We start from the raw sequence: 25,537 nt of genomic DNA, 5'->3' as shown, positions 1-25,537 counted from the left end.
TCAGTACTCCACCGCGATGTATTTCTTCTCGCAGAACTCGAGCAAGCCATCGTGAGCGCCTTCCCGCCCGATGCCGCTTTGCTTCATGCCGCCGAAGGGCGCGCCCGGGTCGGATACCAGACCCCGGTTCAGACCCACCATGCCGCTTTCCAGCCGCTCCGAAAGACGCAAGCCACGCCGCAGGTCGCGTGTGTATAGATAAGAAACGAGTCCGTACTGAGTGTCGTTGGCCAGTTCGATCGCTTCATCCTCGTGCTCGAAGCTCAGAATCGGCGCCACCGGACCGAAGATCTCTTCCTGGACGATACGCGCGTCGTGCGGCACGTGATCGAGCACCGTCGGGGGATAGAAACAACCTGGCTCGCTCTGCCGCTTGCCGCCCAACAACAGCCGCGCACCGCTGCCAACCGCATCGTCGACGAGTTGTTGGACGCGATCGCAAGCCGACGCATTGATGAGCGGTCCCAGCTCCATCGCTGGATCGAGTCCGCTGCCCATTTTCAGCTGGCCCATCGCACCGATCATTCGCTCGGAAAACTCCGCCAGCACAGATCGGTGCACGTAGAAACGATTCGCGGCCGTGCATGCCTGCCCGCCATTGCGCATCTTGGCAATCATCGCGCCGCGCACCGCTGCATCCAGATCGGCATCATCGAGCACGATGAAAGGTGCGTTGCCGCCCAATTCCATCGAGCAGTTCACGACGTTAGCGGCTGCCTGCGCCAGCAGCAGTCGCCCCACCTCCGTCGAACCGGTGAAGGACAGTTTGCGTACGCGCGCATCGTTCAGCAGCGCGCCGCAAACCTTGCCGGACGTTGCCGAAGGGATGACGTTCACCACACCTCTGGGAACGCCCGCCTCCGCCAGGATCTGCGCAATCGCGAGTGCTGTCAGCGGCGTATCCGATGCGGGTTTCAAGATCACACTGCATCCCGCTGCGAGCGCAGGACCGATCTTGCGCGTCGCCATGGCCGCAGGAAAATTCCATGGAGTAACCAACAGCGACACACCCACGGGCTGTAACGAAACGATGATTCGATTACCACCGCCCGGAGCGCGGGAAATTTCTCCGATGGCTCGCACCGCCTCCTCGGCGTACCACCGGAAGAACTCGGCCGCATAATCCACTTCGGACAGCGCATCCCGCCACGCCTTTCCGTTTTCGAGAACGATGAGCCGCGCCAGTTGTTCTCGGCGCGACACCATGATCTGAAACGCCGAGCGCAATATCTCGCTGCGCTCACGCGGAGCTCGTGCACTCCACGAGGTTAGAGCGGCATGGGCTGAGGACACCGCATCGAGCGCATCACTGACAGTCGCGCTTGCAACCGTGGCCAGCACGCGTCGGCTCGACGGATCGAACACATCCAATGTACGGCCATCGCTGGCCGCACGCCATTCCCCGTCGATATGCAATCGGGTTTCGAACGGATGGATCTCAGTCATAAGCCTGCAGCACCTCGCGCACGATGCGCTCGACCGATGGAATTACATGATCTTCGAGGTTGTCCGCCGCCGGCAGCGGCACATGCGGCGTGGTGACTCGCAGAATGGGGCCGTCGAGATCGTAGAAGAGCTCTTGCGAGGCGATGGATGCGATCTCCGCACCCCAGCCGCACAGCCTGGGATTCTCCTCGACCGTGACCAGGCGTCCGGTCCGGGCGACCTCGCGAAGGATGGTCTGGGTGTCCAAGGGCACCAGCGAGCGAACATCCACGACGGTCGCGGTGACGCCGTGTTGCTCGGCCAACCGGTCAGCCGCGGCGAGCGCCTTTGGGACCATCGCGGCGAGAGCGACGATCGTCACATCGTCACCGATGCGCAGGACTTTGGCTTTGCCCAGCTGATCCACCCACTCGCCTTCGGGCACCGGGCCTTTGGTCGCGTACAGGGATTTGTGCTCGAAAAACAGCACTGGATCCGGGTCGCGAACCGCCGCTGCCATCAGGCCGACGACATCGGCCGGAGTGGCGGGCGCCACTACCTTCAATCCCGGTACGGTCATCGCCCAGTTCTCCAGGCTCTGCGAGTGTTGAGCACCGAAGCGCGAGCCGGCGCCGTTGGCCGTGCGAATGACCAGCGGCATCGTCACCTGTCCGTTGGTCATGTAGCGTGTCTTGGCGATTTGATTCGCGATGATGTCCCAGCAAACCGCGAGGAAATCCGAGAACATGATTTCGGCAATCGGTTTGAGCCCCGTCATTGCCGCGCCCATGGCTGCCCCGATCAGCGCCTGCTCTGAAATCGGGGTGTCGCGAACGCGCGTTGGCCCGAAGCGATCGAGCAAACCCACCGTGGCCTTGAACACGCCGCCGGCTGCGGCAATGTCTTCTCCCAGGAACACAACGCTGGGATCGCGCGCCATTTCTTGCGCGATCGCCGCCGCCACTGCATCTCTATAGGTTAGTTCCGCCATGACCAATCCCCATTAGCCCACACTTCAGTCATCGCGATCGACTCCTCAGGCACCGAGGATGCCTTGGCAGCTTCTGTTGCCTGATCCACCTCCGCGGCGACGCTTGCCTCGATTTTGGATATGGCCGCCTCCTCGACTCCCTGCTGCAATAGCTTCTCGCGATACAACTTGATCGGATCGCGTCGCATCCATGCCGCCACTTCTTCGGCTGGCCGATACTTCGCAGGATCGGCGCGGGAGTGACCGCTGTGCCGGTACGTCTTCGCTTCGATGAGCGATGGGCCCTGCCCGGCGCGTGCGCGTGCGAGCGTCGTCTGCGCCACCTTGAACATCGCTTCCACGTCATTGCCGTCGACGATCAGGGGTTCCAGGCCGTACGCACTGGCGCGATCCGCAGCCGGGTGCTCGACTGCCGTGACCGCACCGATCGGCGTGTATTCCATGTAGAGATTGTTCTCGCACACAAACACCACCGGCAGCTTCCAGACCGCCGCGAAATTGAGCGCCTCATGAAATGCGCCGATGTTCGTGGTCCCATCGCCGAAGAAACATACGGCCGCCTGCTCCGTCCCGCGATACTGCGCAGACCAAGCCGCACCGGCCGCGATCGGCAGGTGCGCGCCCACGATTGCGTAGGATCCCATCGCTCCATGCGGCACGCTGGTCAAGTGCATGGAGCCGCCCTTGCCGGCCATCAAGCCGCATTCACGTCCCATCAGCTCGCCAAGCACACCGGTCATCGATGCACCTCGCACTAAAGTGTGCGCATGGCCGCGATAGGTGCAGAACGTATAGTCATCCTCACGCATGGCGACGCCGAACGCGGCGGCAATCGCTTCCTGCCCCAGCGCCAGGTGACTGGTGCCCTTGATGAGATTCTGAAGAAACAAATCGTAGGCGCGCTTCTCGAGCGCTCTGACCTCCATCATCTTTCGATACAGCGCCAGGCGCGTTGCCGGATCGATGGGGACGTCCGGCGGACTCGCCATCCGTGAGTGCTTTGTGTTCATAGATGCTCGTACTCGGTTAGTACTGGTTGGCGATGGGTAGGTCCTGCGCCGGAAACAATGTGATGACCCGGCAGCCGGTGTCGGTCACGACCAGCTCTTCCTCGATGCGCGCTGCAGAGTGTCCGTCGGAGGCCGGGCAGTACGTCTCGAGGGCGAACACCATGCCGGCCTTGATCTCGTGGGGACGGTCGAAGGAGATCAAGCGGCTGATGATGGGGCGCTCATGCAAGGCAACGCCGAGGCCATGCCCGAATTGCAGCGCGAACGCTTCCATTTCGTTGGGGAAGCCGAATTCCTCGGCCTTCGGAAACACGGCTGCAATCTGGTCGGTGCCCACACCCGGACGCACCATCGCAATCGCCGCGTCCATCCACTCGCGCGCTTTGGTGTAAGCATCTCGTTGCGCAGACGTCGCTCGCCCGACATTGAATGTCCGGTAGTAACAGGTCCGGTAGCCCATGTAGGCCTGGATGATGTCGAAAAAGGCCTGATCGCCCGGCCGAATCAGCCGATCGGTAAAGTTGTGCGGGTGCGGGCTGCAGCGCTCACCGGAAACCGCGTTGACCGCCTCGACATCGTCGGATCCCATCTCGTAGAGCATCTGATTCACGCGCGCGACGATCTGCGACTCGCGCACTCCGGGTTTCAGCTCTTCGTGAATCATGTGATAGACACCATCCACCATGGAGGCGGCGGTGTTGAGCAGAATGATCTCGTCGCGACTCTTGATCTCCCGCGCATCGAGCAACGTCTGCTGGCCATCGCGGACTTCGATACCCAGTCGCTGCAACTCGAATAGCATCGGAGGCTCGACGACATCGACGCCGAGCGGCATGCCCGCGACACCGTTCTCATCGAGAACTGCTTTGATTTCGAGGGCGGCGCGCCGAATCAGGCCGGCATCCGGGGGTACGGTGCCGCGCAGTCCCACCATGCCGGCGTGGCAGCAGATCGGCTGTAACCACGGCGCATAGATGCGGTGATGAGCTGCAGCGGAGCCGAAATCCCAAAGATGCGGTTCTCCGTCTCCCGCCAGCACGGCGAACCGGCACATCTTGTCTCGCGCCCATTCGCCGATCGCGGTGCTCGTCAGATAACGGATATTGTTGTTGTCGAAAACCAGCAGCGCGCCCAGCTCTGAGTTGCGCAATGCCTGCCGCGCGCGGCCGAGCCGATAGCGATGCAGTCGTCGGAAGTCGACTCGCTCCTCGAAGTCCACCGCCATCGTACCCGGCGAGGGAATGGGTCGTGTCCAGTCATGGCGCGGATCGATGTCCTCGGCCAAGATGATCTGCCTGTCCGAAACGCGCGCCACCATACGCCATCCCCTCTCATTTCGAATGCCAGAACGGACTGGAAAGTCGCGTTCGTTAATTTACGCACACGTGTGCATAATGCTAGCATCGCCCTGCGTCGTCAAGCTCACTGGCGACAACTTCGATGCACATCCGGCAACACAGGAGAGCGCAATGCTACGTCGGGTACTAGCGATCGCACTTACATGCTCAATCACCTTTGGTTGCTCGCACACCACGCAGCCCGCGGCGCGCCAACGAATCGATGTGATCGCATTCCCTTCGACCGCCACGGTCGCGCTCTACGCCGGTGTGGACCATGGCTTTTATGAAAAGGCTGGATTGGATGTACGCTTGTCACCCACTCCGAGTTCGCAACAGCTCGTGCAGGGCCTGGTAAGTGGCCAGTACCAGTTCGGCGCCGCACTGATCGACAACTTCGTCGCCTATCGCGCCAATCAACACGCGGTGGCCCGGGATCCAAAGCATGACCTGCGCGTGGTGATGGGGCTCGCGAGCGCCAGCGTCGCCCTGGTCAGCCGAGCCGATATCGAAAGCATCCACGACCTTCGGGATCGTCGTGTTGGCATCGATGCGCCCGGTACCGGTTTTGCTTTCGTGCTCTATCACATGTTGTCGCAGCAGGGACTGAACAGGGCCGATGTCCGGCTGACGGAGAGCGGCTCCACCAAGGCACGCTGGGCGGCTCTCGAGCGAGGTGAAATCGACGCGACGATGTTGACGCCAGAGTTCGCCTTGCAGGCTCAGGCGAAGGGCTTCCGAATATTGCAGGACAGTGCCCAGGCACTGCCGCCGTACATGGGCCTCGCGCTCGCAGCCGACGAAGCCTGGGCTGCGCGTAATCCCGCCCTCGTTCGTGACTTCCTGCGCGCTACGCTCGAAGCTCACGAGTGGCTGTCTCGCCCCGAGAACCGACCGCTCGCGGCTGAGAGTCTGAGCCGCGAGCTCGGGGGCACCCCACAGGAGATGTTGCAATTGCTGGAACAGCTCCTGGCCAGCGATGCACTCATCGCCGATGGCCGGGTCAGCGAGACAGGTTTGACGACTGTTCTGACCCTACGACGGCAGTTTGGCAATCCAGCGACCATGCCGATGGATGCCGCACAGTACGTCGATCTCAGTTACCTTCCGTAGCGTCCTCGGACGAGTGAGAAGGCTTGCCGTCGTTAAGCCGCTGTCGCAGCGTGGCCACATCCAACTCGCGCTCCCAGCGCGCCATCACGATGGTGGCCACGGCATTGCCGATCATGTTGGTCAGCGCGCGAGCCTCGCTCATGAAGCGCTCGATACCGAGCAGCAGCGCCATGCCGGCCACTGGAATATCGGGAATGACGCTCAATGTCGCAACCAGTGCGATGAAGGCGGCGCCGCTGACGCCGCTCGCGCCCTTGGAGCTGACCATCGCCACTCCAAGGATGGCCAGCTGTTGCGATAACGACAGCTCGACGTTGGTTGCCTGGGCAACGAACAACGCGGCCATGGTCATGTAGATGCTGGTGCCGTCGGTGTTGAAGGTATAACCCGTCGGCAACACCAGCCCGACCAGCGACTTGGAGCAACCCAGCTGCTCCATTTTCTTCATCAACGGCGGCAGAGCCGCGTCCGATGAACTGGTCGCGAACACCAGCACGATTTCCTCGCGTATGTAGGCGAGCAGCTTCAGGATGCTGAATCCGGCAAGACGCGCGATCACACCGAGCACCAACGCGATGAAGACGGCGGCCGTGAAGTAAAACGTCGCCACCAGCTTCAACAGCGGACCGAGCGAGGCGAGCCCATATCGTCCGACCGTGAAAGCAATCGCTCCACAAGCGCCAAGCGGTGCGAGCTTCAGCACCAGCCGAATGATGTCGAAGACCGCCACGCTCACCGAATCGATCAGCATCGATAGTGGCCGCGCCCTTTCGCCCATGGCGGACAGCACGAAGCCGAACAGCAACGCGACCAGCACCACCTGCAGGACGTTTCCGTCCGAGAACGCGCTCAGCAGCGTGGTAGGAATGATGTCCAGCAGGAACTGCACGACACTTTGTTGCTTGGCTTCGCCGGCAAAGGCAACGACTGCCGAGGCGTCCAGCGTTGCCGCGTCCACGTTCATTCCCTCGCCGGGGCGCACCCAGTTCGCCACCGCCAATCCGATCAGCAACGCAAGCGTCGACACCACTTCGAAATACAGGATGGAGCGCACCCCGACTCGGCCCACCTTCTTCACATCCTTCATGCCGACGATGCCGGACACCACGGTGCAAAAAATCACCGCGGGAATGGTCATCTTGATGAGCCGGATGAAGCCGTCGCCGAGCGGCTTGAGCTCGACCGCGAAATGCGGCCATAGATGGCCCAGGAGCGCGCCGACGAATATCCCGATCAGCACCTGCACGTAGCCGATCCGATAGAACGGCTGGCCGGCTTGCGTGTTATTCGCCACGGCACTCACGGAATTCATGTATTTCTGCTCCCCCGACAAATCTTGAACGCCGACATCTCACATTACCCCGCCCATCTGGCGGAATGCAAACGTGTGCGTTACAGTCGATGCTCCGACATGCAACCTCCCCGGAGTCATCCATATGCGACAGTCCCCAGTGTTCAGCCCCCGCCTCGTGCACGCGACGGCGCTCGCCTGCGTCACGCTCGCCGGCTCGGCACCTGCGCTTTGCGCCGAGCACCTGCAAGGCACTCAACGACAGCAGCAACGCGGCTACTCGCCCGGGGTGGTCACTGAGGGCGGTCGTACCGTGTGGCTGGCCGGACATTCCGCCACCGAGGATGCCCAGGGTAAGTCGATCGCATACGATTTCGAAGCCCAGGTCCAAACCGTGTTCGACCTCATGGAGCAGACCTTGAAGCGTGCTGGCGGTTCGCTCGCCGATGTCGTCACCATGACTGTATTCATCAACGATCCGCGTCTGGGCGATAAATTCGTGGAGTTGCGCAAGCAACGTTTCCAACCTGGCAAGTTTCCGGCCAGCGCGCTGATCACGGTATCGAACTTCGCACGGCCTGGTATCGTCGTCGAGATCCAGGGAGCCGCGGTAATTGGCGAGCGCGAGGGCGCAGCCAAGCAGTAGCCCTGCGGAGGCGGGCGTACGCTGCAGATTGCAGCGTGCGCCGGCACCTCGGGCAGTGAGCGCTATGCAGTCGCGCCCCACTCCCGTTGCCGCAACTCGGCCCGCCTGATCTTGCCACTGACCGTCTTGGGCAGACTGGCCACGAACTCGATCTTGCGGGGATACTTGTACGGCGCGGTTACCGCTTTAACGTGCTCCTGTAGCTCCTTCACCAACGCCTCGCTGGCAACGTGGCCGGGAGCGAGAACGACGAATGCCTTGACAACCTCGCCACGGGTGCCATCCGGGCTCGACACGACGGCGGACTCCGCGACCGCGGCATGCTCGATGAGCGCGCTCTCGACCTCGAACGGGCCGATGCGATAGCCGGCCGAGAGAATCACATCGTCGGCACGGCCCACGAACCAGAAGTACCCATCCTCGTCGACGCGGGCGCGATCTCCGGTCCGGTACCACTCGCCCCCCAGGCATTGGGCGGTCCGTTCGGGATCATTCATGTACTCCTTGAACACTCCCTGCGGAGGCCGAGGCTTGATGCGGACCGCGACGTCGCCTTCCTGCTGTGGCTTGGCGACCTGCCCCTCATCGTCCAGTACTCGCAGCTCGATCCCCGGCGCCGGCTTTCCCATCGACCCGTAACGTGGCTCGATGCCCGGAAAGCTGCCGCACAGGAGCGCCGTTTCCGTCTGGCCATAGCCATCGCGGATGGTCAGGCCGGTAGCCTCTCGCCACGTCTGAATCACCTCTGGATTCAACGGTTCACCGGCGCCCACGCAGTGCCGGAGACGGGAGAAACGATACCGTCGCAAATCTTCCTGCACGAACATGCGATAGATGGTCGGAGCGCCGCAGAGTGTGGTGATGGGGTACCGCTGTAATATCTCCAGGCTGCGCTTGGCGCTGAAACCGCTCGTGTGGTGTACGAACACAGTCGCTCCGCACAGCCACGGACCGAAGTAGCTGCTCCAGGCGGCCTTCGCCCAACCGGTGTCGCTGATGTTCCAGTGCAGATCCTCGGGCCTGAGATCAAGCCAGTAGCGTCCCGTGTTGATATGCCCGAGCGCGTAGCAGTGCGTATGCATGCACATCTTCGGATAGCCCGTGGTGCCGGACGTGAAGTAGCAGATCGCGTTCTCATCGGCTGCCGTTGCGACGGGGTCGAACTCGACCGCGGCAGTGGCCACCGCCTGCCCCAGAGCGATCCAGCCCGAGCGATCCCGGTCCACGACGAGCTTCACGCGCAACGCCGGGCAATCAGACGCAATCTGGTCCACCTTGGCCGCGTTACTATCATCGGTCACGACGCAAACTGCGCGGGAGCTGTTCAATCTGTATTTGATATCGGTCGCCGATAGTTGCGTCGTGCCTGGCGCGACTATGACGCCCATGCGCAGGCAAGCCGTGAACACTTCCCACCATTGCGGAATACGGGGCAGGATCAGAACGAGGACGTCGCCACGGCGCACGCCACAGCTCGCAAGGACATTGCAGATTCGCTTCGAAGCAACGCTCACGTCCTTGAAGGTGCGCTCGACGTGTCGGCCATGGTCGTCGATCCAAAGCAGGGCCAACTGCTCCGGTGAGCGCTGCGCCACACGATCCACGACGTCACCGGCAAAGTTGTATTTTTCGGGGCGCGGCCACTCGAAGCCTGCGCAAGTGGCTGCATAGTCGACCAGGTGATGAGTCATAACTGTGGTTCCGCTGTGATCGGTGTCGAGCCTGGCTGCGCTACTCGCATTTGAAGTTCTGGGCCTCGTCCGTGCTGCCCTTGCCGAGCCATTTGGCGGTTTTCGGATAAACGCAAAGCGGCCGCGAGCGCACCGCCGGCTTGGTCACGTCATCGCCAGGGTGTTTGGTGGCGACGATGCGCTCCGGAGCCTGCCCTTGCTCCACCCAACGCATCAGCGCGCTCAGCGCGTTGCGCTCGGGATCGATGGAAGCCTCGATAACATCGGCCGCGCCGAAGTTGTTCGGGCCCGCGCCGCTGTGACAGTGCCCCATGCCGGGCACCATGAACAGGCGGTAGAAATCGCGAATGTCGTGGCGAACATAGCGCTCCACCGACTCGTAGTAGGCAATCGACGATTGCGCCGAGATACCCGCGTCGGCCCAGCCGTGATACTGGATGATCTTCTTGCCACCGGCGCGCACCGCACTGAGATCCGGGCTGACTGCGTTCAACAGTGCGCCGAGCCGTGCGTGCCCGTCAACGGAGGCGCGCTGCAGATCGAGCGCCAGGATGTCCATGTCCGCCTTTTCGTAGATCATGAAAGGCCAGAAATTGGTCGCGAAGAAGTGCGCGTTGCCCGGGCCGGCCTCCGGGTCGAAATAGAAGGGATACCACTCACCCTCGCCGCCTTCCGAACCCCGTGTTCCTTGATATCCGGGCGCGAGACTCAGGCCATTGGATGGGTGCCGCACGTCATCGTAGATCCGTCGCACGAGATCGACCTGTCGCGGAGAAAGACACGCGCCGTTCGCGCCAGCGTCACCTTTGCATGACAGCTCGGCGGGATCCAGATCACAGTGAAGCGGTTCACTCACCAGACCATCCGTCACGCCATCCAAGCGGTCGCATTTGCGAATCGTCGCCTGTTGAAGGGCGTCTACTTGAGCCCGTGTGAGCGGTTGCCCGGAGCGCGAGATGTCTTGAGTGACGCTCAACAGGGTCAGCATCAACCCGGTGAAGTTGTTCGCAGGCGCGCCGATCAGCCAGCCGTCGAAATCATCCGAGTAGCGCTGCGCTTCGACCAGACCTTCCCGACCGCCTTCCGAGCAGCCGCTGAAATACGCACGGTCGGCGGGGCGGCTGTAGAAACGCTCGACGAATGGTTTGGCCGCGAGGCGGGTGAGATGAACGGCGCGATGCGCGAAATCCGCCACCTTCTCCGGCTGGCCGAGCGCCCATTTGGCGTCGTTGCCGAATGTGCCGTCATCAGTGCTCGCCACGGCGAAGCCCTGGCGCAACCCCTGCATCAGGCCGAAGTAGTTGATCGAGCCGGCAAACCCGCCGCTGCCCACCTGCAAGTAGCGCTGATTCCAACGATCGGGCAGCCATACTTCGAATCCGATGTTCGACGTGGGCGTGGGATGCAGGGAGCCGATCACTCGACAGAACTTCTGGAGGCCTGGCAATTCAAACGCCTGACCATCGTGCTTGACAGAGAGTGAACCGCTGTCGATCCGCTCCGCGGATGCGACGCGCATACCCGGCATGGTCACCGACCGTAGGGCCGCGCACTCATCGTTGGATTCGCCGTTCGCCACGCTTGCCAACAGAATGGCGCTGAGCAAGGCAATTCTTGGTTTGATCATGTGTTCGACCTTGGGATCCTGATGAAATTTGTTGTACGGCGCGATCGCAATGGACTCGACTTGTCGCCTCGAGCGTCCCGATCAAGTCGCTGTTGGTTGCGCGAAAGTGGTTCGAAATAAATTACGCAAGCTGTCGAAGGCCCGCTCTGCGTCCTTCTCCGAATATGCCGGCCTGTCACGCACCGTCCATCCGTGACGAGCGCCGGGATAGATTTCGCTGACGTACGCGCCGCCCCAGCTTTGCAAAGAGCCTTCGAGACGAACGATCGCGTCGCTAGGCATGTGAGCGTCGTCCTGCGCGTGAGCAAAGTAGAGCTTGGCGCGAATCCGGGGCAGCTCGCGATGCGGGCTCGAGGAATCGTCGGTGCACAGCTCGCCACCATGGAAGGATGCAGCGGCACCGATCCTGTCCGGACGCTCTGCAGCCATGTACAACGCCATCGCCCCGCTGAAACAAAAGCCGACTACGCCGGCCTTTTCACCTCGGACGCTCCGTTGTGCCAGCAACGTATCGACGTAAGCCGCGCCATCACGCCGCATGGACGAAGGCGGCAGTGATCGCATGATCTCCTGGGCTCGCTGCCAGGTGCCTGGCTCGCGGAAGTCCGCCGCGCCTTCGAACATCGGCGGCTGACCGTACGCATGGAACAGGTGCGGCAGGAGAACCACATAGCCTTCGGCCGCGATGCGCCGGGCCATGGTCTTGAACACCTCTCTGAGTCCAAGCACGTCAGTGAGGCAGATTACCCCTGGCCACCTTCCCTGCTGCTGCGGCCTGAACAGGTGGGCATGCGTGCAGCCAGCGCCAGTATCAACCGCGATCCGTTCCTCAATCATGGTCGCCAACTCAGAACAAGCTATGCAAGGGCCTCGTCACCCGAATGATGACCCAGCGGTGGTAGCGCGCACACACCGGCCTTGCACCAGTTCGTGTACTTTTTTTCCGTGGGCTGCCACGTCTCAACTCTCGAGGAGGGCTCGTCGCAGTGCCTTGTGCCACGTCTGCCGAAAGGCGCTCGAGATCGGCGCCTCTGGGGCCAGCACGTCGAAGCCGTGATACGCGCGGGGAACCACATGCAGCTCGCAGGGCACTCCGGCCAGAACGAGGCGCTTCGCATACTCGATATCTTCAAGTGCGAAGAGATCCAACGCGCCAACTCCGATGAATGTTGGCGGCAGGTCCGCGAGTTGGTCGCTGCGGGCGGGCACAGCGCGGTCCGGCACTCGATGCGATCCCGCGGGAACTCCGAGGTATGAAGTCCAACCGAAGCGATTCGCTTCTTCGGTCCACACCCAGCGCCCGAGATGCGCGGGAGAGAAATTCGTGCTGCCCGTACGGTCATCGAGCATGGGATAGATCAGGAGCTGGAAACGAATGGGTATTTCCGCCCGGTCACGAGCAAACAACGCCAGAACGGCCGCGCACCCACCGCCCGCGCTCTCCCCACCGACACCGATCCGCAGTGGGTCGACGCCCAGTCGCATCGCGTTGGCATGCAGCCATTGGAGCGCCGCGTAGTTATCTTCGAGAGAGCCGGGGAATGGCGTCTCGGGGGCCAGCCGATAGTTCACCGAGACGATGACACACCCGCAACTCTGCGCACATTCCTGGAGTACTGCCGTGTTCATCGCCGCCGAACCGAGCACGAACCCACCGCCATGCATGTGCAACAGAGCGGGCTTGCCCGTTTGATTGGGAGCCGGGTCGATGAGCATCGCAGTGACCGCCGGCCTCCCCCCGCGCGCCGGAATCGATATCTGCTTCGGCTGAGGCGCGGGTGCTGGCAGCCGCTTTTCCCAGGTGGCGGCTCTGCCCCTGAGCAGTGACAGGTTGTCCGCGTTCGGCAGCTCACCGCCGAGCTCCATCATCGCCTCGAGCGGCCCGATCAGTTGCGGATCGATCAGTCGTGTCGCGTCCAATGAAGCACCACTCGCAGTTGCGTGAGCAACGTTGCCCTGTATTGGCAGCGGCACCGTCGCCGCCACGCCCGCGGCTGCGCCCAGGATCATCGCCCGTCTGGAAATTTCGCTCATGCGCCTGCGCCCGGCATGATCACGTCAGCCGAATTGAAATATCTTTCCCGGATTGAGGATATTGCCCGGATCCAGCGCGCGCTTGATCGTCATCATCGGCGCCACCGCCGCGCCGAGTTCCTCGATCAGCAGCTGCTGTTTGCCCAGCCCGATGCCGTGTTCTCCGGTGCAGCTGCCGTCCATATGAATGGCTCGCCGCGCCATTTGCTCATGCAGCCTCTCGGCCTCGTGCATCTCGTCCGGGTTTGCTGGATCGACGAGGATGAATGCATGGAAATTGCCATCTCCCACATGACCTGCAATCGTCGCGACGAGCGGTGATTGATCCAGATCGATGCGAGTGTGCAGCAGGCATTCGGCGAGCCGCGAGATGGGCACGCACACATCGGTGATCAGCACGCGCTTGCCAGGCTGCAAGGCTCGCGCCGCGTACAGTGCATTGTGTCGCGCCTTCCACAGCGCCGTTCGATCTTCCTGATGCAGGGCAGGCTGGCTGGGAACGCCGCCGAGCGACCGCGCCAACTCGTCGAACTGCTGCACCTGATATTGCACCGACGCGGGTGCGCCGTGAAACTCGACGAACAACGTGGGCTGCTCCGCATACGCGGCGTTTTGATCCAGACGGCGCAAGGCCGTCATCATCCTGTCATCGAGGAATTCGATGCGCGCGACGCCGAGTCCCATCTGAATTGCGGTGCTCGCCGACTCCACCGCGCCTTGAATCGTCTCGAAGGGGCAAACCACGAGCGCCACCTCCTCGGGCAGCGGATGCAAACGCACCGTGAGCTCCGTGATAATGCCGAGCGTGCCTTCGGAACCGACCAGCAGCGCCGTCAGATCGTATCCGGCGGCACTTTTTGGAGCTCGACGCGCAGTGCGAATGACGTTGCCGTCGGCGAGAACGGCGGTACATGACAGCACATTGGCGCGCATGGTTCCATAACGCACGGCGTTGGTTCCCGAAGCACGCGTGGCTGCCATTCCGCCAAGCGTGGCGTCGGCGCCTGGATCGATGGGGAAGAACAGTCCGGTCCCCTTCAGTGCATCGTTCAATTGCAGGCGACGCACGCCGGCCTGCACCGTCGCCGTGAGGTCTTCGGGCCTGACCTCCAACACCTGCGACATTTCGGACGTGTCCAGACAAAGCCCGCCGGTAGACGACAACGCGTTACCCTCAAGCGACGTGCCGGCACCCCAGGCAAGCACCGGACAACCGGCGGCGCCACACAACAGCACGGCGTCGGCAATCTCCCGCGTGCTGCGTGGAAAGGCAACCAGATCCGGCAGCAGCCCCTCCCTGTGGCCTTCATCCATGGAGTGGTGCTCCCGGACAGCACGCGAGGTCGTTACGCGGGCGCCGAAGATTGCGGTGAGTTTGTTATACAACGCATCGATCGTTGACGCGTCTACACGCTTTGTCATGACGGCCCTACTCCAAGCTGCAATGCGCACATCGCGTCGAGCATCACAAGCTCATCCCCCCATCGATCACGATGTCGCTGCCTGTCATGAACCTGGCCTCGTCGCTGGCCAGCAGCAGCGCGACTTCGGCGATCTCATCGCTGCGCCCCAGTCGTCCCATCGGCTGCCGACCGATGAATGCAGCGAGCGCGGTATCGCCGCCCTGTTGCACGATCCGTTCTTGCAACGAGGGCGTCATGATCGTCCCGGGAGAAATGCAATTGCAGCGGATGCCCTGGTCGATGTAATCCCGCGCCACCGACTTGGTGAGACCAATGACGGCTGCCTTCGTGACTCCATATGCAAACCTGTTCACAGCGCCTTTCGTCGAAGACACCACGGATGCGATGTTCACAATGGAGCCTTGGCCTGCGGCCAGCATGGACGGCAGAAATGCGCTGATAGTCGAGAACATCGACATCACGTTGACATCGAAAGCCCTGGTCAGCGTCGCAGCCGTGGACTGCAGAATCGTTCCCGACGGCACGATGCCGACACAATTGACCAGCACGCTGACATCGCCGCGCTGGCCGGCGAGCTTGCGGATCGACACCTCATCGGTAACGTCGAGCTCGATCGATGTAACACCGCGCATGGCCACCAGCGCCGGATCGATACGCTGAACGTCAGCCGCCAGCACCTGTGCACCCTCTCGCGCGAATGCCTCCGCGATGCTGCGTCCGATACCTTGTGCAGCCCCGGTCACGAGCGCCACCTTTCCCGACAACCTATCCACCGCGCCTCCTTCCCAGACGAGTGCCTGCCAGCACTAAACCGCACTAACGTAGCCTGAGGCTGTGCGTGGCGACACCACGCAGTTGCGGAGGCTTGCGTACTCTATTGCGCTCGGCTGGGGTTCACACCGGGACGCGGCAACGCGAACGCGACGTACACTCCGCCCGTGGGCGCCTTGAGATTCTTGCCGCCGCCGGCCGCGATCACCACGAACTGCTGTCCATTGACCTGGTACATCGCCGGCGTTGCATTGCCCGGGAACGGCAGCGGCGCTTCCCACAACAGCTTTCCGCTGCTCTTATCGAACGCGCGGAATTTCTTGTCGAAATTGGTGGCGCCGATGAACAGCAGGCCGCCGGCGGTCACCAGGGGCCCACCGTAATTTTCAGTGCCGGTGTCTTTCATGCCGGCCGCCGCAAGCTCCGGGTATTCGCCGAGCGGAACTTGCCACAGCGACTTGCCGCTGTTCAGATCGATTGCGTTGAGCGTTCCCCAGGGCGGAGCGACCGCGGGATAGCCTTCCGGATCGACGAATTTCTTATAACCGCCAAAGCGGTACTTGGGCTGTGCGGGCGCCGGCGCGCCGCTCGATAGTTCCTTGCTTTCCCCACTGAGAGCGTATTCGAACAAGGCGAACAACTGATCCATCCGCATGCTAGGGAACGCCGGCATTCTGCCTTTGCCCTGCGACACCGTGGTAAAGAATCCAGTACGCCCGATGCGATCGGCCACGCCGACCAACGATGGTATCAATGGCGGCGACCCCGCAAGATTGTCGCGGTGACAGACGCTGCAGTGGGTTTCATACAGGCCGCGTCCCGAGTTCTCGTTGCCGGTGTTCTCCACCACCGATCCGGTCCAAGCCACATCGTTCGCGTTGACATACAGCACTCCTGCTTGCGGATCCCACGCGGATCCGCCCCACTCGGCACCCCCGTCGAAGCCAGGAAACATCACGGTCTCCTTGCCCACGCTGAACGGCACGAACTGGCCACCGCTCACGAATTGCCGAAACTGCTCGAGTGCCCATTGACGAGCCGCGGGCGTGCGATTGGTAAGTTGCTCCTCGGTGAGTTTCTGGCGGGCGAACGGCGCCGGCAACAATGGGAACGGCTGGTCAGCCGCCGCTTGCTCGCCCGGCACGGTGCTCGCCGGAACCTTGCGATACTCGATGGGGAACAGCGGCTCGCCGCTCACGCGGTCGAGCACGTAGACGAAACCTTGCTTGCTGGTCTGCACGACCGCGTCGATGGCTTTGCCGCCGCGATTCACCGTCACCAGAGTCGGTGGCGCGGGAAAGTCCCGATCCCAGATATCGTGCCGAACACCCTGGAAATGCCACAGGCGTTTGCCGGTTTGTGCATCGAGCGCGATCAAGCTGTTTGCAAACAAGTTGTCGCCGTGGCGCTCGGCGCCGTAGAAATCAGGCGTGGCCGACCCCGTCGGCACATAAACAATGCCGCGCTCGGCGTCGACTGCCATCCCGGCCCAGTTATTTGCTCCACCGGTGCGTTCTCGGGCACCTTCCGGCCAGCTCTTGGCGCCGAATTCGCCCGACCGCGGTATGGTGTGAAAGGACCAGCGTAGCTTGCCAGTGCGTACGTCGAATGCACGAATGTCGCCGGGAGCCGCTGGCGGACTTTCTGGTAGACGCCCCCCCACGATCAACACGTCCTTGTGGATGACACCCGGGCTGGTCAACGCGATCGAGACCGACTCGAACGGCAGGCCGAGGCCCTTGCGAAGATCGATCCGGCCGCCTTCCCCGAACGTCGGGATCGGCTTGCCGCTCGCCGCGTCCAGCGCGTAGATCCAATGCATGATGCCGATCAGCAGTCGGCGGTCCTTGCCGCCCGACCAGTAAGCGAATCCTCTGCTCGGCTGCCAACCATTGAAGCCGGGGTCGAATTTCCATAGTTGGCGCCCCGACGCGGCATCGAGCGCAAACACTTTCTGCGATGGCGAGACGCCGTACAGCACGCCTTCGACGATCAAAGGCGTGGTCTGCAGCCCTCCGCTCTCACCGGTGTCGAATGCCCACGCTACCTGCAGATTGCGGACGTTCTGGCGATTGATCTGATCAAGCGCTGAATATCTCTGGTTCTCGGACCCTCCGCCGCTCATCGGCCAGTCCTGCCGCGCGGGCGGCGTAGCCGCGCGCTGCGCGGGCGCCCCGGGATCCGGTGCGGCGGAACACGGAGCACTCAGACACCACGACAGCAGCGCAGCGAAGGCACTTGTCATTCTCATTCCGGGCAATCTCCGCGGGCCGCACTGAGGCGACCGGTGACAACTCGAGGCATCTAACTCGGCATTCAGAATCCTTTCCTGGAGCGCTCTCGTCAATTCTCGCGCTTCACCGGCGACCTGTACTTTTTTTCAGCAGCCGCGGGACCGGCAGGCGACGTCAGTGAGCCCGCTGCTGCCGCTCGATCTCCTCGCGCATGCGGTCTTCCTGAGCCCGCAATTCCGGCGTGAGTTCCGCGCCGAAGTCATCCGCTTCGAACACAGGGCGTATCTCGATTTCGGCATCCTCACCCGGCATCGGAGCCGGGCAGCGGCGCACCCATTCGATCGCCTGGTCCATGGACTGGACCTCCCAAATCCAGAACCCGGCCATCACGCCTTGCGACACTGCGAACGGACCATCGATGACCTGACTCTGACCTCGCGAGAACACCACGCGCTTGCCTTTACTGCTGGGCTGCAGCCCCTCGCCGGCCAGCATGATTCCGGCCTTCACCAGTTCCTCGTTGTAGTTGCCCATGGCCGTAAGCAACTCGGCGCTCGGCATCACGCCCGCTTCGGAATTCTTGGTGGCCTTGATGATGATCATGACGCGCATCGTCGACTCCTTGTATCAACCTTGAGGGGCGGCGCGGATGACCCGATCGCTTGCGCCGCTGACCGGATGAAGACGAGGCAGCGGTGGCACAGCCGACACATGCAGCTTAAATTTTTTATCGGCCTCGGCGGAGCCGAACGGCACGCTCGAGCTTGATGGGCCGCGGTCTGGACCGCCAGCTCTCGATGTACGGTTCCGATCAGCCGCTCAATGAACGGGTGCGACAGTGGCACATGTGGCAAGGTCTTGGTCTCGCTCACCTCAAGAATCCGCAGATGGACCTTCCAGGGGTGAAACTCACATAGCGGATCGTGGTCGTTGCCGAGTTGCTGTGGAAGTGCGGGTGCGCCACAACCCAGGAAGGCTCACCTGTACCGCTGAACACAGTGATCGTTTGATATGACTCTTAACCAGATGCCGCTGCTGCTGTCCCGCCGTGTCGCGAACTGTCGCAAAGCGTCGTCTCGACTGGCAGATCTCGAGGTCAAGCCGTACACTGCCAATCAGTGTGGACCACAGTGAATGTTTGATATTGAGTTGTCCCCAAGTTGTCCCAGCCCCTTTTCACAGCTCGCAAATGCTTGTCCGCCGGAACTAATGTAAGTTACTACCCCATCCATCACGACCGACCGATCGCCGCCACTACAAAGCGACAGAACGCAACAAAACTGCGGCATGACGCCCCCGATACTCACCTCTAGGATAGAAATTGATGAATCCGTATGACTTGGTCAGGTGCGGATGTGCGTTTGATTCATTCTCGTGACCGCGGGCAATGCCTCTGTCTTGAGCATGATCGGCGTCCCTAACCCACACCTCTTCTTTCGCGAACGTCAACGCTGTAGAGCCGTTTCGACCGCCTGCCCGGATGCTCAGGATGGCAGGGAGACAGAGGATGGACCCTCGCGCTACGTGACGGATCTCAGCGGATGGGAGCTACCACGCACACAAGCACTCGAAGATCAGCTGCTAGAGGAACTGGTCACGAAGACACGTGGGAGAGCTCCCACGCCCGAAGTCTTGAGGGAAGAGCTGTACGGCGTGTTCCTCAGTCATCTCCGCGAGATTGCGGGCGCAGCCGTTGACGAGACGATCGAATACTGGCTCAAGGGCCTGGCCGAGGGCTTCAACGGCACCTATCCGGAGCTGTGCGTGGAATTCTCATACCTGCAGCACGACGAGTGCGTTGATGCGCTCACGATCGATTATTGTGTCGATAACCAGGACGGAACGCGCACCCGACTACATTGCACGAATGTGAGAACGGCAATGTGAGAACGGCGCTCATGCGACACATGGATAGGTTTCATGAGCGTGGTGGCATCAAGTGTGGTCCGACTAACGTCGTTGCGGCCGAACTGAGAGCGCTGGCTCACCAACTCGAAGGCGCTAGGACTGAGCACCAGAAGCCTGTGAATTAGGCTCGGCCCTGGGCGACACCTCGCATTGGCAGTTCAATCATCCTGCGATCTAGGCCGCGCGCGACGCGGAGATCAGTGAGCCCCAGCGGGCTCCGCGGGCCCGGTGCCACGACAGCCCCACACCGCAGCCGTCCGCGACTTCCGGCACGGGCACTGGCGCAATTTGGCGGCGTCCGCAGCATGCTGGGGTATCATGTGGGGTACAGGTGATCTCTGTGATTCAATTAATCGCGCAAAATTCGGTACTTAGGAGGGACTTCGATTCCCTCCACCGGCACAGTCCTAGAACAAGCATTTCCGCGAGATTTGGCTCGCGGACCGTCCGAAGGCACCCGAGTCATGGGTACGTCATCACACACGTGCTCGGTATCGTTTATCGCGCGACCGCTGGCCACATTCTCAAGCAGATCTAGCCCGGAATACGGCGCACCATGTATCGAGTGACGCCGTCCTTCACGACGGCTTCCTCGCGGAAATGCTGGAGTGACGTACAGATCTTGGGTTTCAGGCTCGACGAGCAGGCCGTGGAGATCAAGCGCGTGTCCCCCAGGTAGGTGACGAACATCGAGTTCTTCAATGATTCGACCCAGTGGTCGTACGGCACGATGCCCGAACGGGATCGTCGGGACTGATGTACTCCTCGATGCTAGGAGGAAACAGTTGGTGCTGCTCGCGTGCGCCTGTGATGTACGGCATCCAGACCTCGAATCATTCCCGCCCCGCTGCAATTATAGGCAATCAACGGTTAGTTATGACACAGCCTGAATTTGCGATGTTGAACGTTCAGCCTGCTCCCGGCTCTGCTAGTCCATGCGAAGGCCCGCCCGAACTTTCGGAACCATCCTCGAGTAAGTTGGCATCGATACGCGCGCTCACCGCGGAGACGAGCGCGCGAACAATCAAGCGCAACAATCCGCTCACCGCCGGCCCATGCGCTCGACATATCTCCTCGCGTTCTCCAGGTCCGCGATCGGCAAGATCAACCCACGATCGAACTCCTCGATCGCACGCTCTCCGCTCACCTTTCGCACCCAATCCGGATGCATCAGCGCGCCGCGCCCCAACGAGACGAAGTCTGCCTCGCCGCGATCAATCATGCCGGCTGCCTGAGCCGGGGCATGCAGTCCGCCATTGGCCAGCACCGGCTTTCGGGAGTATTTTTTCGCCAATGCCGCGAGGCTCAAGCCGGCTCCGAACGCGGGCTGCCACGCCTCGAACTCCGTAGTGTGAATGTAGTCGAGCGGCAGCGAGTCCAATGTTTCAAACACGACTGCGGCCGCCGGCTCGCCTTCACTCCACTTGTGGGTGAAATCATTCACCTTGCCTTGGGAAATGCGCACTCCCACAGCGAAGTTCGCGCCGACTGCTGCACGCACCGCTTCAACCACCTCGACGATAAGCCGCACTCGGCGCTCTATGCCGCCGCCGTAGCGGTCGCCGCGAAGATTCACGCCCGCGGTCAGAAACTGATCGAGCAGATAGCCGTTCGCGCCATGGATTTCGACGCCATCGAAGCCGGCCTCGCGCGCGCGCACGGCGGCGTTGGCGAAACCGCGAATCGCCACCGATATCTCTTCCTGCGACAACGGCTCGGGCAACGAATAGTCGCCGCTGCCGTGATAGATAGTCATCTGCTGTCCTCGAGGCTTCACTGCCGACGGACCCCGCGTTCCACTGTTATATGGATTCCACTGCGACAACGCGCCAGCGTGCATGAGCTGCGCGAAGATGCGACCGCCCTGCCGATGCACCCCTTCGACCACGCGGCTCCATGCATCTCGCTGGGCGTCATCCGTCAGGCCGGGCTGAAATCTATAACCTTGCGAGAACGCCCGGTCCGTATACGTGCCTTCGGTGATCACCAGGCCGAAGCCGCCCGCGGCGAAGGCGGAGTAATACTCCGCCATTTGCTGAGTAGCGCGACCATCCTCTGTCGCACTGACTCGTGTCATCGGGGCGACTGCGACGCGGTTACGCAGCGTCAGCCCACCGAGTTCGAGCGGCGTGAAAAGCGGTGCCGCTGCGAGAACATCGACGCGCGTTTGGTTTTGCTGTGCGCGCATGCTACTTGCTCCCACCCGCACGCACGGCCGCGATCGCTTCAATCTCGATCATCGCCTTCGGATCGTAGAGCGCCTTGATCTCGGCGATGGTGTCCGCAGGGTACGGCTCCGAGAAATACTTCCTGCGCAGCTCGACGACCTGCGCGAAGTTCGCCATGTCCGTAACGAAGATCGTGACTTTGATCACGTCCTGCAGGCTCGAGCCGCCGGCCTCCAGTGCGCGGCGCAGGTTTGCAAACGCTTGTTCGCCCTGTGCGCGAAAGCCGCCCTCGACGATCTTGCCGCTGTCGTCCGCGCCGGCCTGGCCGGAGATGAAGATCAGGTTGCCGAACTTGATTCCCTGGGAGAGCAGGAAGGGAGCGTAGTTGTCAGGCCGGGTGATGATTCGTTCCAACATCGTTGCAATCCTCATGTGACATCGACGGGCGATACGTCCGTCGCGGACCAACGATGCGGCCGGCAGAGCAAATCGACAAACTCGAAATTCTCAGGCATAAGGTGAGCTCAACTCACCTCTGCAGACATGCGTCGACTCCCTCCTCTTTCCGCTCTCCGCGCATTCGAAGCCGCCGCGCGGCTGGGCAGCTTCAAGCGGGCCGCCAGCGAGCTCGCCGTTACGCCTACCGCGATCAGCCATCAGATCCGCTCGCTGGAGGAGTACACCGGACTGTCGCTGTTCAAGCGCGACGCGAGAAAGGTGGAATTGACTGACGCGGGCGTGCAGCTATTCCCGGTCTTGCAAGAGGGCTTCGACGCATTCGAAGCGACGCTCGCACGCCTGGTCCAAACGAAGAAGCGAGCGCAGGTGACGATCTCGGCGACCAATGCCTTCACCGTGAAGTGGCTCGTGCCGCGAATGCGCCGGTTTCATGAGCAACATCCGGAAATCGACCTGCTGCTCAATGCCTCGGACGAAGTCGTCGATCTCGTGGACAGCTCCGTCGACGTCGCGATCCGCTACGGCGAGGGGCCTTATCCTGGTGTCGCGAGCGAAGTCTTGTTCGCCGATCGCTACGCGCCGGTGGCTCACGCCAAACTCGGCGTGGCTTCGCCAGCAGACCTGAAGGGTGTGACGTTCATTCACTTTCAGTGGAAGCGCGCCCATCCGCTCAACCCGACCTGGGAGAGCTGGTTTGCACGAGCGCAGCTGAAATGGAGCGCAGCGCCCGGACAATTGCGCTTCTCTGACGAAGGGCACGCGATTCAGGCAGCGGTCGCCGGCCAAGGGATCGCACTGCTAAGTCTGCCGTTGGTGGAGGAAGAGCTCGCCGCCGGCCATCTGGTACAGCCGTTTGGACCCGTGATGCCTGGGCACACGTATCATCTGGTGATGAGATCCGATCGACCTCCAGCGCCGCACGTGAGCGCCACCGCTGAATGGCTTCGAGCGGAGGCACGCGCATTGTCTCGCTGACCCACCTGCGTTAATCGATGACGACAGCGCAGCCGAGTTGATAGCCGTGTTTGCGGATGGCGATGACAGGATTGCCCGTGGCGCCGACCAAAGTGAATTTGCGCCGCAGACGGCTCATTGGCACTTCCAGAGCCATCTTGCCCGACGTGTCGACCCAACCGAGCTGTTCGAGCAGCTGCCAGGTTTCGAGGCGATGACCCGGCGCGCGCACTAGCGCGGCGAGCACGGTCGCTTCCTGCGTTGTGAGTGGCGTCTCCCCGGCCGGACCACGCAATCGCATTTGCTGGAGGTCCAGGCTGAAGTCCCGCCGCGGTGGGTGACTCACGCGCAGGAGTCGTTTCCCCAGAGCAGCGGCCGCCGCGCAGAGCTCTTCAACCGAAACGGGCTTGGTCAAGTAGAGGTCCGCTCCGCACTCATACGCGCCGAGCTTGTCGTCCAGCCGATCGCGCACACTGACCACGATCACCCCCAGATCCGGGTGACTCTGCTTGAGGCGGCGCGCCAGGCTGACACCATTCTCGCCTGGCAGATTGACATCGACGACGACCAGATCGAGGGACTGATTGCCCAATGTTTCCTGCAGAGATTCGGCGCTTTCGACACCGATGACGCGATGTCCCCGACTCTGCAGCGCTTCGACGGTGATGTTGCGCAGCGCTTCGTGATCTTCGACGACGACGATGTTTAGGCAGGGATCCATAGCGTAAAACGAGCGCGCTGGTGAACCTGGTCGTAGCTCAGACGGACGTCCAGCAGTTCGGCCAGGTGCCGGACCAGATAGAGACCGAGACCCGAGCCGGTGTGCTTGTGGGCGTGCGGACTGCGGTAGTACTTCTCGAACAGCTTGTCCGGATCGGGCAGCCCGGCCGGGCCGGGCTGGTTTTCGATGGACACGCGAATGTGCGCCTGCCCCTCGCCCTCGCGCCGTTCGATGTGGCAATCGATGTCCGAGCCGGGCGCGGAGTACTTGAGAGCGTTGTCGACCAGATTGCTGATGACGATCTTCAGCAGGTGCCGGTCGCTCTCGACGTCGCACACGGGCCCGGTGGCCAGACGCAATCGGTCCGGCGCGGAGCAGGACGCGAGGACCTCGTCCATCAGAGCATTCACTCGACACGGTTCGCGGCGCGGCGTGAAACGGCCCTGTTGGAGCAGATCGAGTTGTCGGCAGCGCTCGACGACGGCATCCATGTCGTCGAGCGTGGTCAGTGCGTAACGCCGGGCGCTGTCTGAGGCTTCGGGCAACTGAAAGACCATCTTCACCGCGGCGATCGGTGTCTTTAGTTCGTGAGTGAGCATGTCCATGAAGCGTGCCTGCTCGGCGGCGCGCTTGCGCTCGGCGTCGAGCAGGCTGTGGGCCATGTTGATTTCCATCTCAGCGTGCCGCCGCGCCTCGACCAGGCCGCGGGTGCGCTGATGCAGGATGGCGCACATCACCGCGGCGGCGACCACGCCCTGACCCAGGGGCGCATCGAGGATCCATTCGACGCGCGCCGAAATCAGTCCCAGCAGCGGCATCACCATGATGGTGACCGCGACGGCCTGCAACCAGACCAGCCAGCAGATGATGCGGCGCTCGCGCGCAGGACCAGCTCGCATCGACACAGCAATCACCGGCGCCAGCAGGCCGAGCATCAGGACGACGTTGCCATTGATCTGCAATGCAAGCCCGGTCTGACCGAAGCCCATGAGACAGAGCTCGGCGATGAAGATGAGCAGGAAGCCATCGAGAACACGCACACCCAGAACGGATGCCGCGTAGTCGCGGAACACGTTGCGATAGAAGAGCACGCCGGTGCCGGCGGCGGCCACCACCAGGATGCTGGTGATCGTGTCTCCCCATTGGGCGTGCGCGGCAGGAAGGAAGTGGGCGAGATAGCCGTTCAGTGCAACGAACGCCGTGGTCTGCGTCGTCAGATAGAGCAGATACACCGCTGCCAGGCGTGAGCGCAGGTTGATGAGACCAAGCAGCGCGAGGACAGCCATCGACAGCATGACGCCGAGATAGATGGCATGGCTCAACTCCCGGACGAGGTCGTCGGCGCGCGCGTCGGCCGGCCCGAGCGCCCGCACGGCGAGCAGCGAACTACTGGTCGTCTTGAGCCGCAGGTAGTAAGTCGTCTCCTCCCGCAGCGGCGACATGAGGAATCCCAGCGTCGTAACAGGGCGATCCGGGTTGGCGTGGCGGTCCCCTGTCGTGCGCCGCAGCCAGGCGCCCGGCCGTGCCGCATCTGGCTCGTAGAGCGCGACTTCGTCGAGGAACGTCGGGCGAATGCGCAGCTCGAACGGTCCGCCGTGCGCCGGCGCTCGCACCGTGATGCGCAGCCAGTACGCCGCATCGGTAAAGCCGCCAACGAGGATCAATCCGGCGTCCTTGAATTCGCTCCGGAGTACGGCCTGGAGTTCCAGGTCACCGCTGTCATCCACCAGGAC

At 62.2% G+C, this 25,537-nt stretch carries 22 protein-coding genes; 4 read left to right on the top strand and 18 right to left on the bottom strand.

All coding sequences use genetic code 11. The annotated features are described in order from the left end of the window. Genes EK373_RS23255 through EK373_RS23240 form a run of 4 tightly spaced genes read right to left on the bottom strand, consistent with a single transcriptional unit; the run spans position 1 to position 4,744 of the window. Positions 1 to 1,446 (bottom strand): NAD-dependent succinate-semialdehyde dehydrogenase, encoded by a 1,446-nt coding sequence (locus tag EK373_RS23255; RefSeq protein WP_129646432.1) that lies wholly within the window; start codon positions 1,444 to 1,446, stop codon positions 1 to 3. Continuing rightward, positions 1,439 to 2,416, bottom strand: coding sequence for an alpha-ketoacid dehydrogenase subunit beta (locus EK373_RS23250; protein ID WP_129646430.1), 978 nt, complete (start codon positions 2,414 to 2,416; stop codon positions 1,439 to 1,441). Before EK373_RS23250 ends, EK373_RS23255 begins: the two co-directional genes overlap by 8 nt. Beyond that, on the bottom strand, positions 2,404 to 3,426 hold the full coding sequence (locus EK373_RS23245) for a thiamine pyrophosphate-dependent dehydrogenase E1 component subunit alpha (protein ID WP_129646428.1): 1,023 nt from the start codon (positions 3,424 to 3,426) through the stop codon (positions 2,404 to 2,406). The genes EK373_RS23250 and EK373_RS23245 overlap by 13 nt, the downstream gene beginning before the upstream one ends. 16 nt (positions 3,427 to 3,442) lie before the next feature. Next, the gene (locus EK373_RS23240) at positions 3,443 to 4,744 is read right to left on the bottom strand and encodes a M24 family metallopeptidase (RefSeq protein ID WP_129646426.1); all 1,302 of its coding nucleotides are present in this window, start codon (positions 4,742 to 4,744) and stop codon (positions 3,443 to 3,445) included. A gap of 244 nt (positions 4,745 to 4,988) precedes the next feature. On the opposite strand from EK373_RS23240, the gene EK373_RS23235 reads away from it, so the two are divergent. Continuing rightward, complete coding sequence (locus EK373_RS23235) at positions 4,989 to 5,876, top strand: ABC transporter substrate-binding protein (protein ID WP_157994505.1); 888 nt, start codon at positions 4,989 to 4,991, stop codon at positions 5,874 to 5,876. On the opposite strand, the gene EK373_RS23230 is transcribed toward EK373_RS23235, so the two are convergent. Continuing rightward, positions 5,860 to 7,188, bottom strand: coding sequence for a dicarboxylate/amino acid:cation symporter (locus tag EK373_RS23230; RefSeq protein WP_129646423.1), 1,329 nt, complete (start codon positions 7,186 to 7,188; stop codon positions 5,860 to 5,862). The two genes, EK373_RS23235 and EK373_RS23230, sit on opposite strands and share 17 nt — an antisense overlap. Positions 7,189 to 7,312: 124 nt before the next feature. Here EK373_RS23230 and EK373_RS23225 point away from each other — a divergent pair, with 124 nt between their 5' ends. Next, positions 7,313 to 7,813, top strand: coding sequence for a RidA family protein (locus tag EK373_RS23225; RefSeq protein ID WP_129646421.1), 501 nt, complete (start codon positions 7,313 to 7,315; stop codon positions 7,811 to 7,813). 62 nt (positions 7,814 to 7,875) lie between these two features. Here EK373_RS23225 and EK373_RS23220 read toward each other — a convergent pair whose 3' ends face one another. The 8 genes from EK373_RS23220 to EK373_RS23185 form a co-directional block, all read right to left on the bottom strand. After that, positions 7,876 to 9,504, bottom strand: coding sequence for an AMP-binding protein (locus EK373_RS23220; protein ID WP_129646419.1), 1,629 nt, complete (start codon positions 9,502 to 9,504; stop codon positions 7,876 to 7,878). A 40-nt stretch (positions 9,505 to 9,544) separates the two neighbouring features. Further along, on the bottom strand, positions 9,545 to 11,131 hold the full coding sequence (locus EK373_RS23215) for a tannase/feruloyl esterase family alpha/beta hydrolase (protein ID WP_129646417.1): 1,587 nt from the start codon (positions 11,129 to 11,131) through the stop codon (positions 9,545 to 9,547). A gap of 81 nt (positions 11,132 to 11,212) precedes the next feature. After that, complete coding sequence (locus tag EK373_RS23210) at positions 11,213 to 11,968, bottom strand: dienelactone hydrolase family protein (RefSeq protein ID WP_129646415.1); 756 nt, start codon at positions 11,966 to 11,968, stop codon at positions 11,213 to 11,215. A gap of 123 nt (positions 11,969 to 12,091) precedes the next feature. Next, the gene (locus tag EK373_RS23205; RefSeq protein ID WP_198683578.1) at positions 12,092 to 13,165 is read right to left on the bottom strand and encodes an alpha/beta hydrolase; all 1,074 of its coding nucleotides are present in this window, start codon (positions 13,163 to 13,165) and stop codon (positions 12,092 to 12,094) included. A 24-nt stretch (positions 13,166 to 13,189) separates the two neighbouring features. Next, positions 13,190 to 14,587 carry an FAD-binding oxidoreductase gene (locus EK373_RS23200; RefSeq protein ID WP_129646413.1) on the bottom strand — a complete coding sequence of 466 codons (1,398 nt, stop codon included), beginning with the start codon at positions 14,585 to 14,587 and terminating at the stop codon, positions 13,190 to 13,192. Between the two features lie 43 nt (positions 14,588 to 14,630). Continuing rightward, positions 14,631 to 15,362, bottom strand: coding sequence for an SDR family oxidoreductase (locus EK373_RS23195; protein WP_129646412.1), 732 nt, complete (start codon positions 15,360 to 15,362; stop codon positions 14,631 to 14,633). A 101-nt stretch (positions 15,363 to 15,463) separates the two neighbouring features. After that, a complete protein-coding gene (locus EK373_RS23190) occupies positions 15,464 to 17,605 on the bottom strand; it encodes an outer membrane protein assembly factor BamB family protein (RefSeq protein WP_198683577.1) in 2,142 nt (713 codons plus the stop codon). A 163-nt stretch (positions 17,606 to 17,768) separates the two neighbouring features. Beyond that, positions 17,769 to 18,206 carry a YciI family protein gene (locus tag EK373_RS23185; protein ID WP_129646408.1) on the bottom strand — a complete coding sequence of 146 codons (438 nt, stop codon included), beginning with the start codon at positions 18,204 to 18,206 and terminating at the stop codon, positions 17,769 to 17,771. Positions 18,207 to 18,968: 762 nt separating this feature from the next. On the opposite strand from EK373_RS23185, the gene EK373_RS23180 reads away from it, so the two are divergent. Continuing rightward, positions 18,969 to 19,481 carry a hypothetical protein gene (locus EK373_RS23180; RefSeq protein WP_129646406.1) on the top strand — a complete coding sequence of 171 codons (513 nt, stop codon included), beginning with the start codon at positions 18,969 to 18,971 and terminating at the stop codon, positions 19,479 to 19,481. Between the two features lie 555 nt (positions 19,482 to 20,036). On the opposite strand, the gene EK373_RS33145 is transcribed toward EK373_RS23180, so the two are convergent. The 3 genes from EK373_RS33145 to EK373_RS23170 form a co-directional block, all read right to left on the bottom strand. After that, positions 20,037 to 20,192: a hypothetical protein gene (locus EK373_RS33145; protein ID WP_157994504.1), complete on the bottom strand. Its 156-nt coding sequence runs from the start codon at positions 20,190 to 20,192 to the stop codon at positions 20,037 to 20,039. A 352-nt stretch (positions 20,193 to 20,544) separates the two neighbouring features. After that, on the bottom strand, positions 20,545 to 21,690 hold the full coding sequence (locus EK373_RS23175) for an oxidoreductase (RefSeq protein WP_129646403.1): 1,146 nt from the start codon (positions 21,688 to 21,690) through the stop codon (positions 20,545 to 20,547). Position 21,691: 1 nt separating this feature from the next. Continuing rightward, the gene (locus EK373_RS23170; RefSeq protein ID WP_129646401.1) at positions 21,692 to 22,087 is read right to left on the bottom strand and encodes a RidA family protein; all 396 of its coding nucleotides are present in this window, start codon (positions 22,085 to 22,087) and stop codon (positions 21,692 to 21,694) included. Between the two features lie 126 nt (positions 22,088 to 22,213). Between EK373_RS23170 and EK373_RS23165 the strand changes: the two genes are divergently transcribed. Then, complete coding sequence (locus tag EK373_RS23165; protein WP_129646399.1) at positions 22,214 to 23,104, top strand: LysR substrate-binding domain-containing protein; 891 nt, start codon at positions 22,214 to 22,216, stop codon at positions 23,102 to 23,104. A 10-nt stretch (positions 23,105 to 23,114) separates the two neighbouring features. Here the strand turns inward: EK373_RS23165 and EK373_RS23160 are convergent, their stop codons facing one another. Continuing rightward, entirely contained in the window at positions 23,115 to 23,804 is a 690-nt protein-coding gene (locus tag EK373_RS23160; RefSeq protein WP_129646397.1) for a response regulator transcription factor, read from the bottom strand. After that, positions 23,789 to 25,531 (bottom strand): sensor histidine kinase, encoded by a 1,743-nt coding sequence (locus tag EK373_RS23155; RefSeq protein ID WP_232831228.1) that lies wholly within the window; start codon positions 25,529 to 25,531, stop codon positions 23,789 to 23,791. The genes EK373_RS23160 and EK373_RS23155 overlap by 16 nt, the downstream gene beginning before the upstream one ends. Positions 25,532 to 25,537: the final 6 nt, after the last annotated feature.

Origin of the sequence: Peristeroidobacter agariperforans, assembly GCF_004138335.1 — a bacterium.
In the GTDB taxonomy this organism is placed as follows: Bacteria; Pseudomonadota; Gammaproteobacteria; order Steroidobacterales; family Steroidobacteraceae; genus Steroidobacter; species Steroidobacter agariperforans.
The sequence above is the reverse complement of the archived record's forward strand: the minus strand, read 5'-3'. Positions and strand labels throughout refer to the sequence as shown.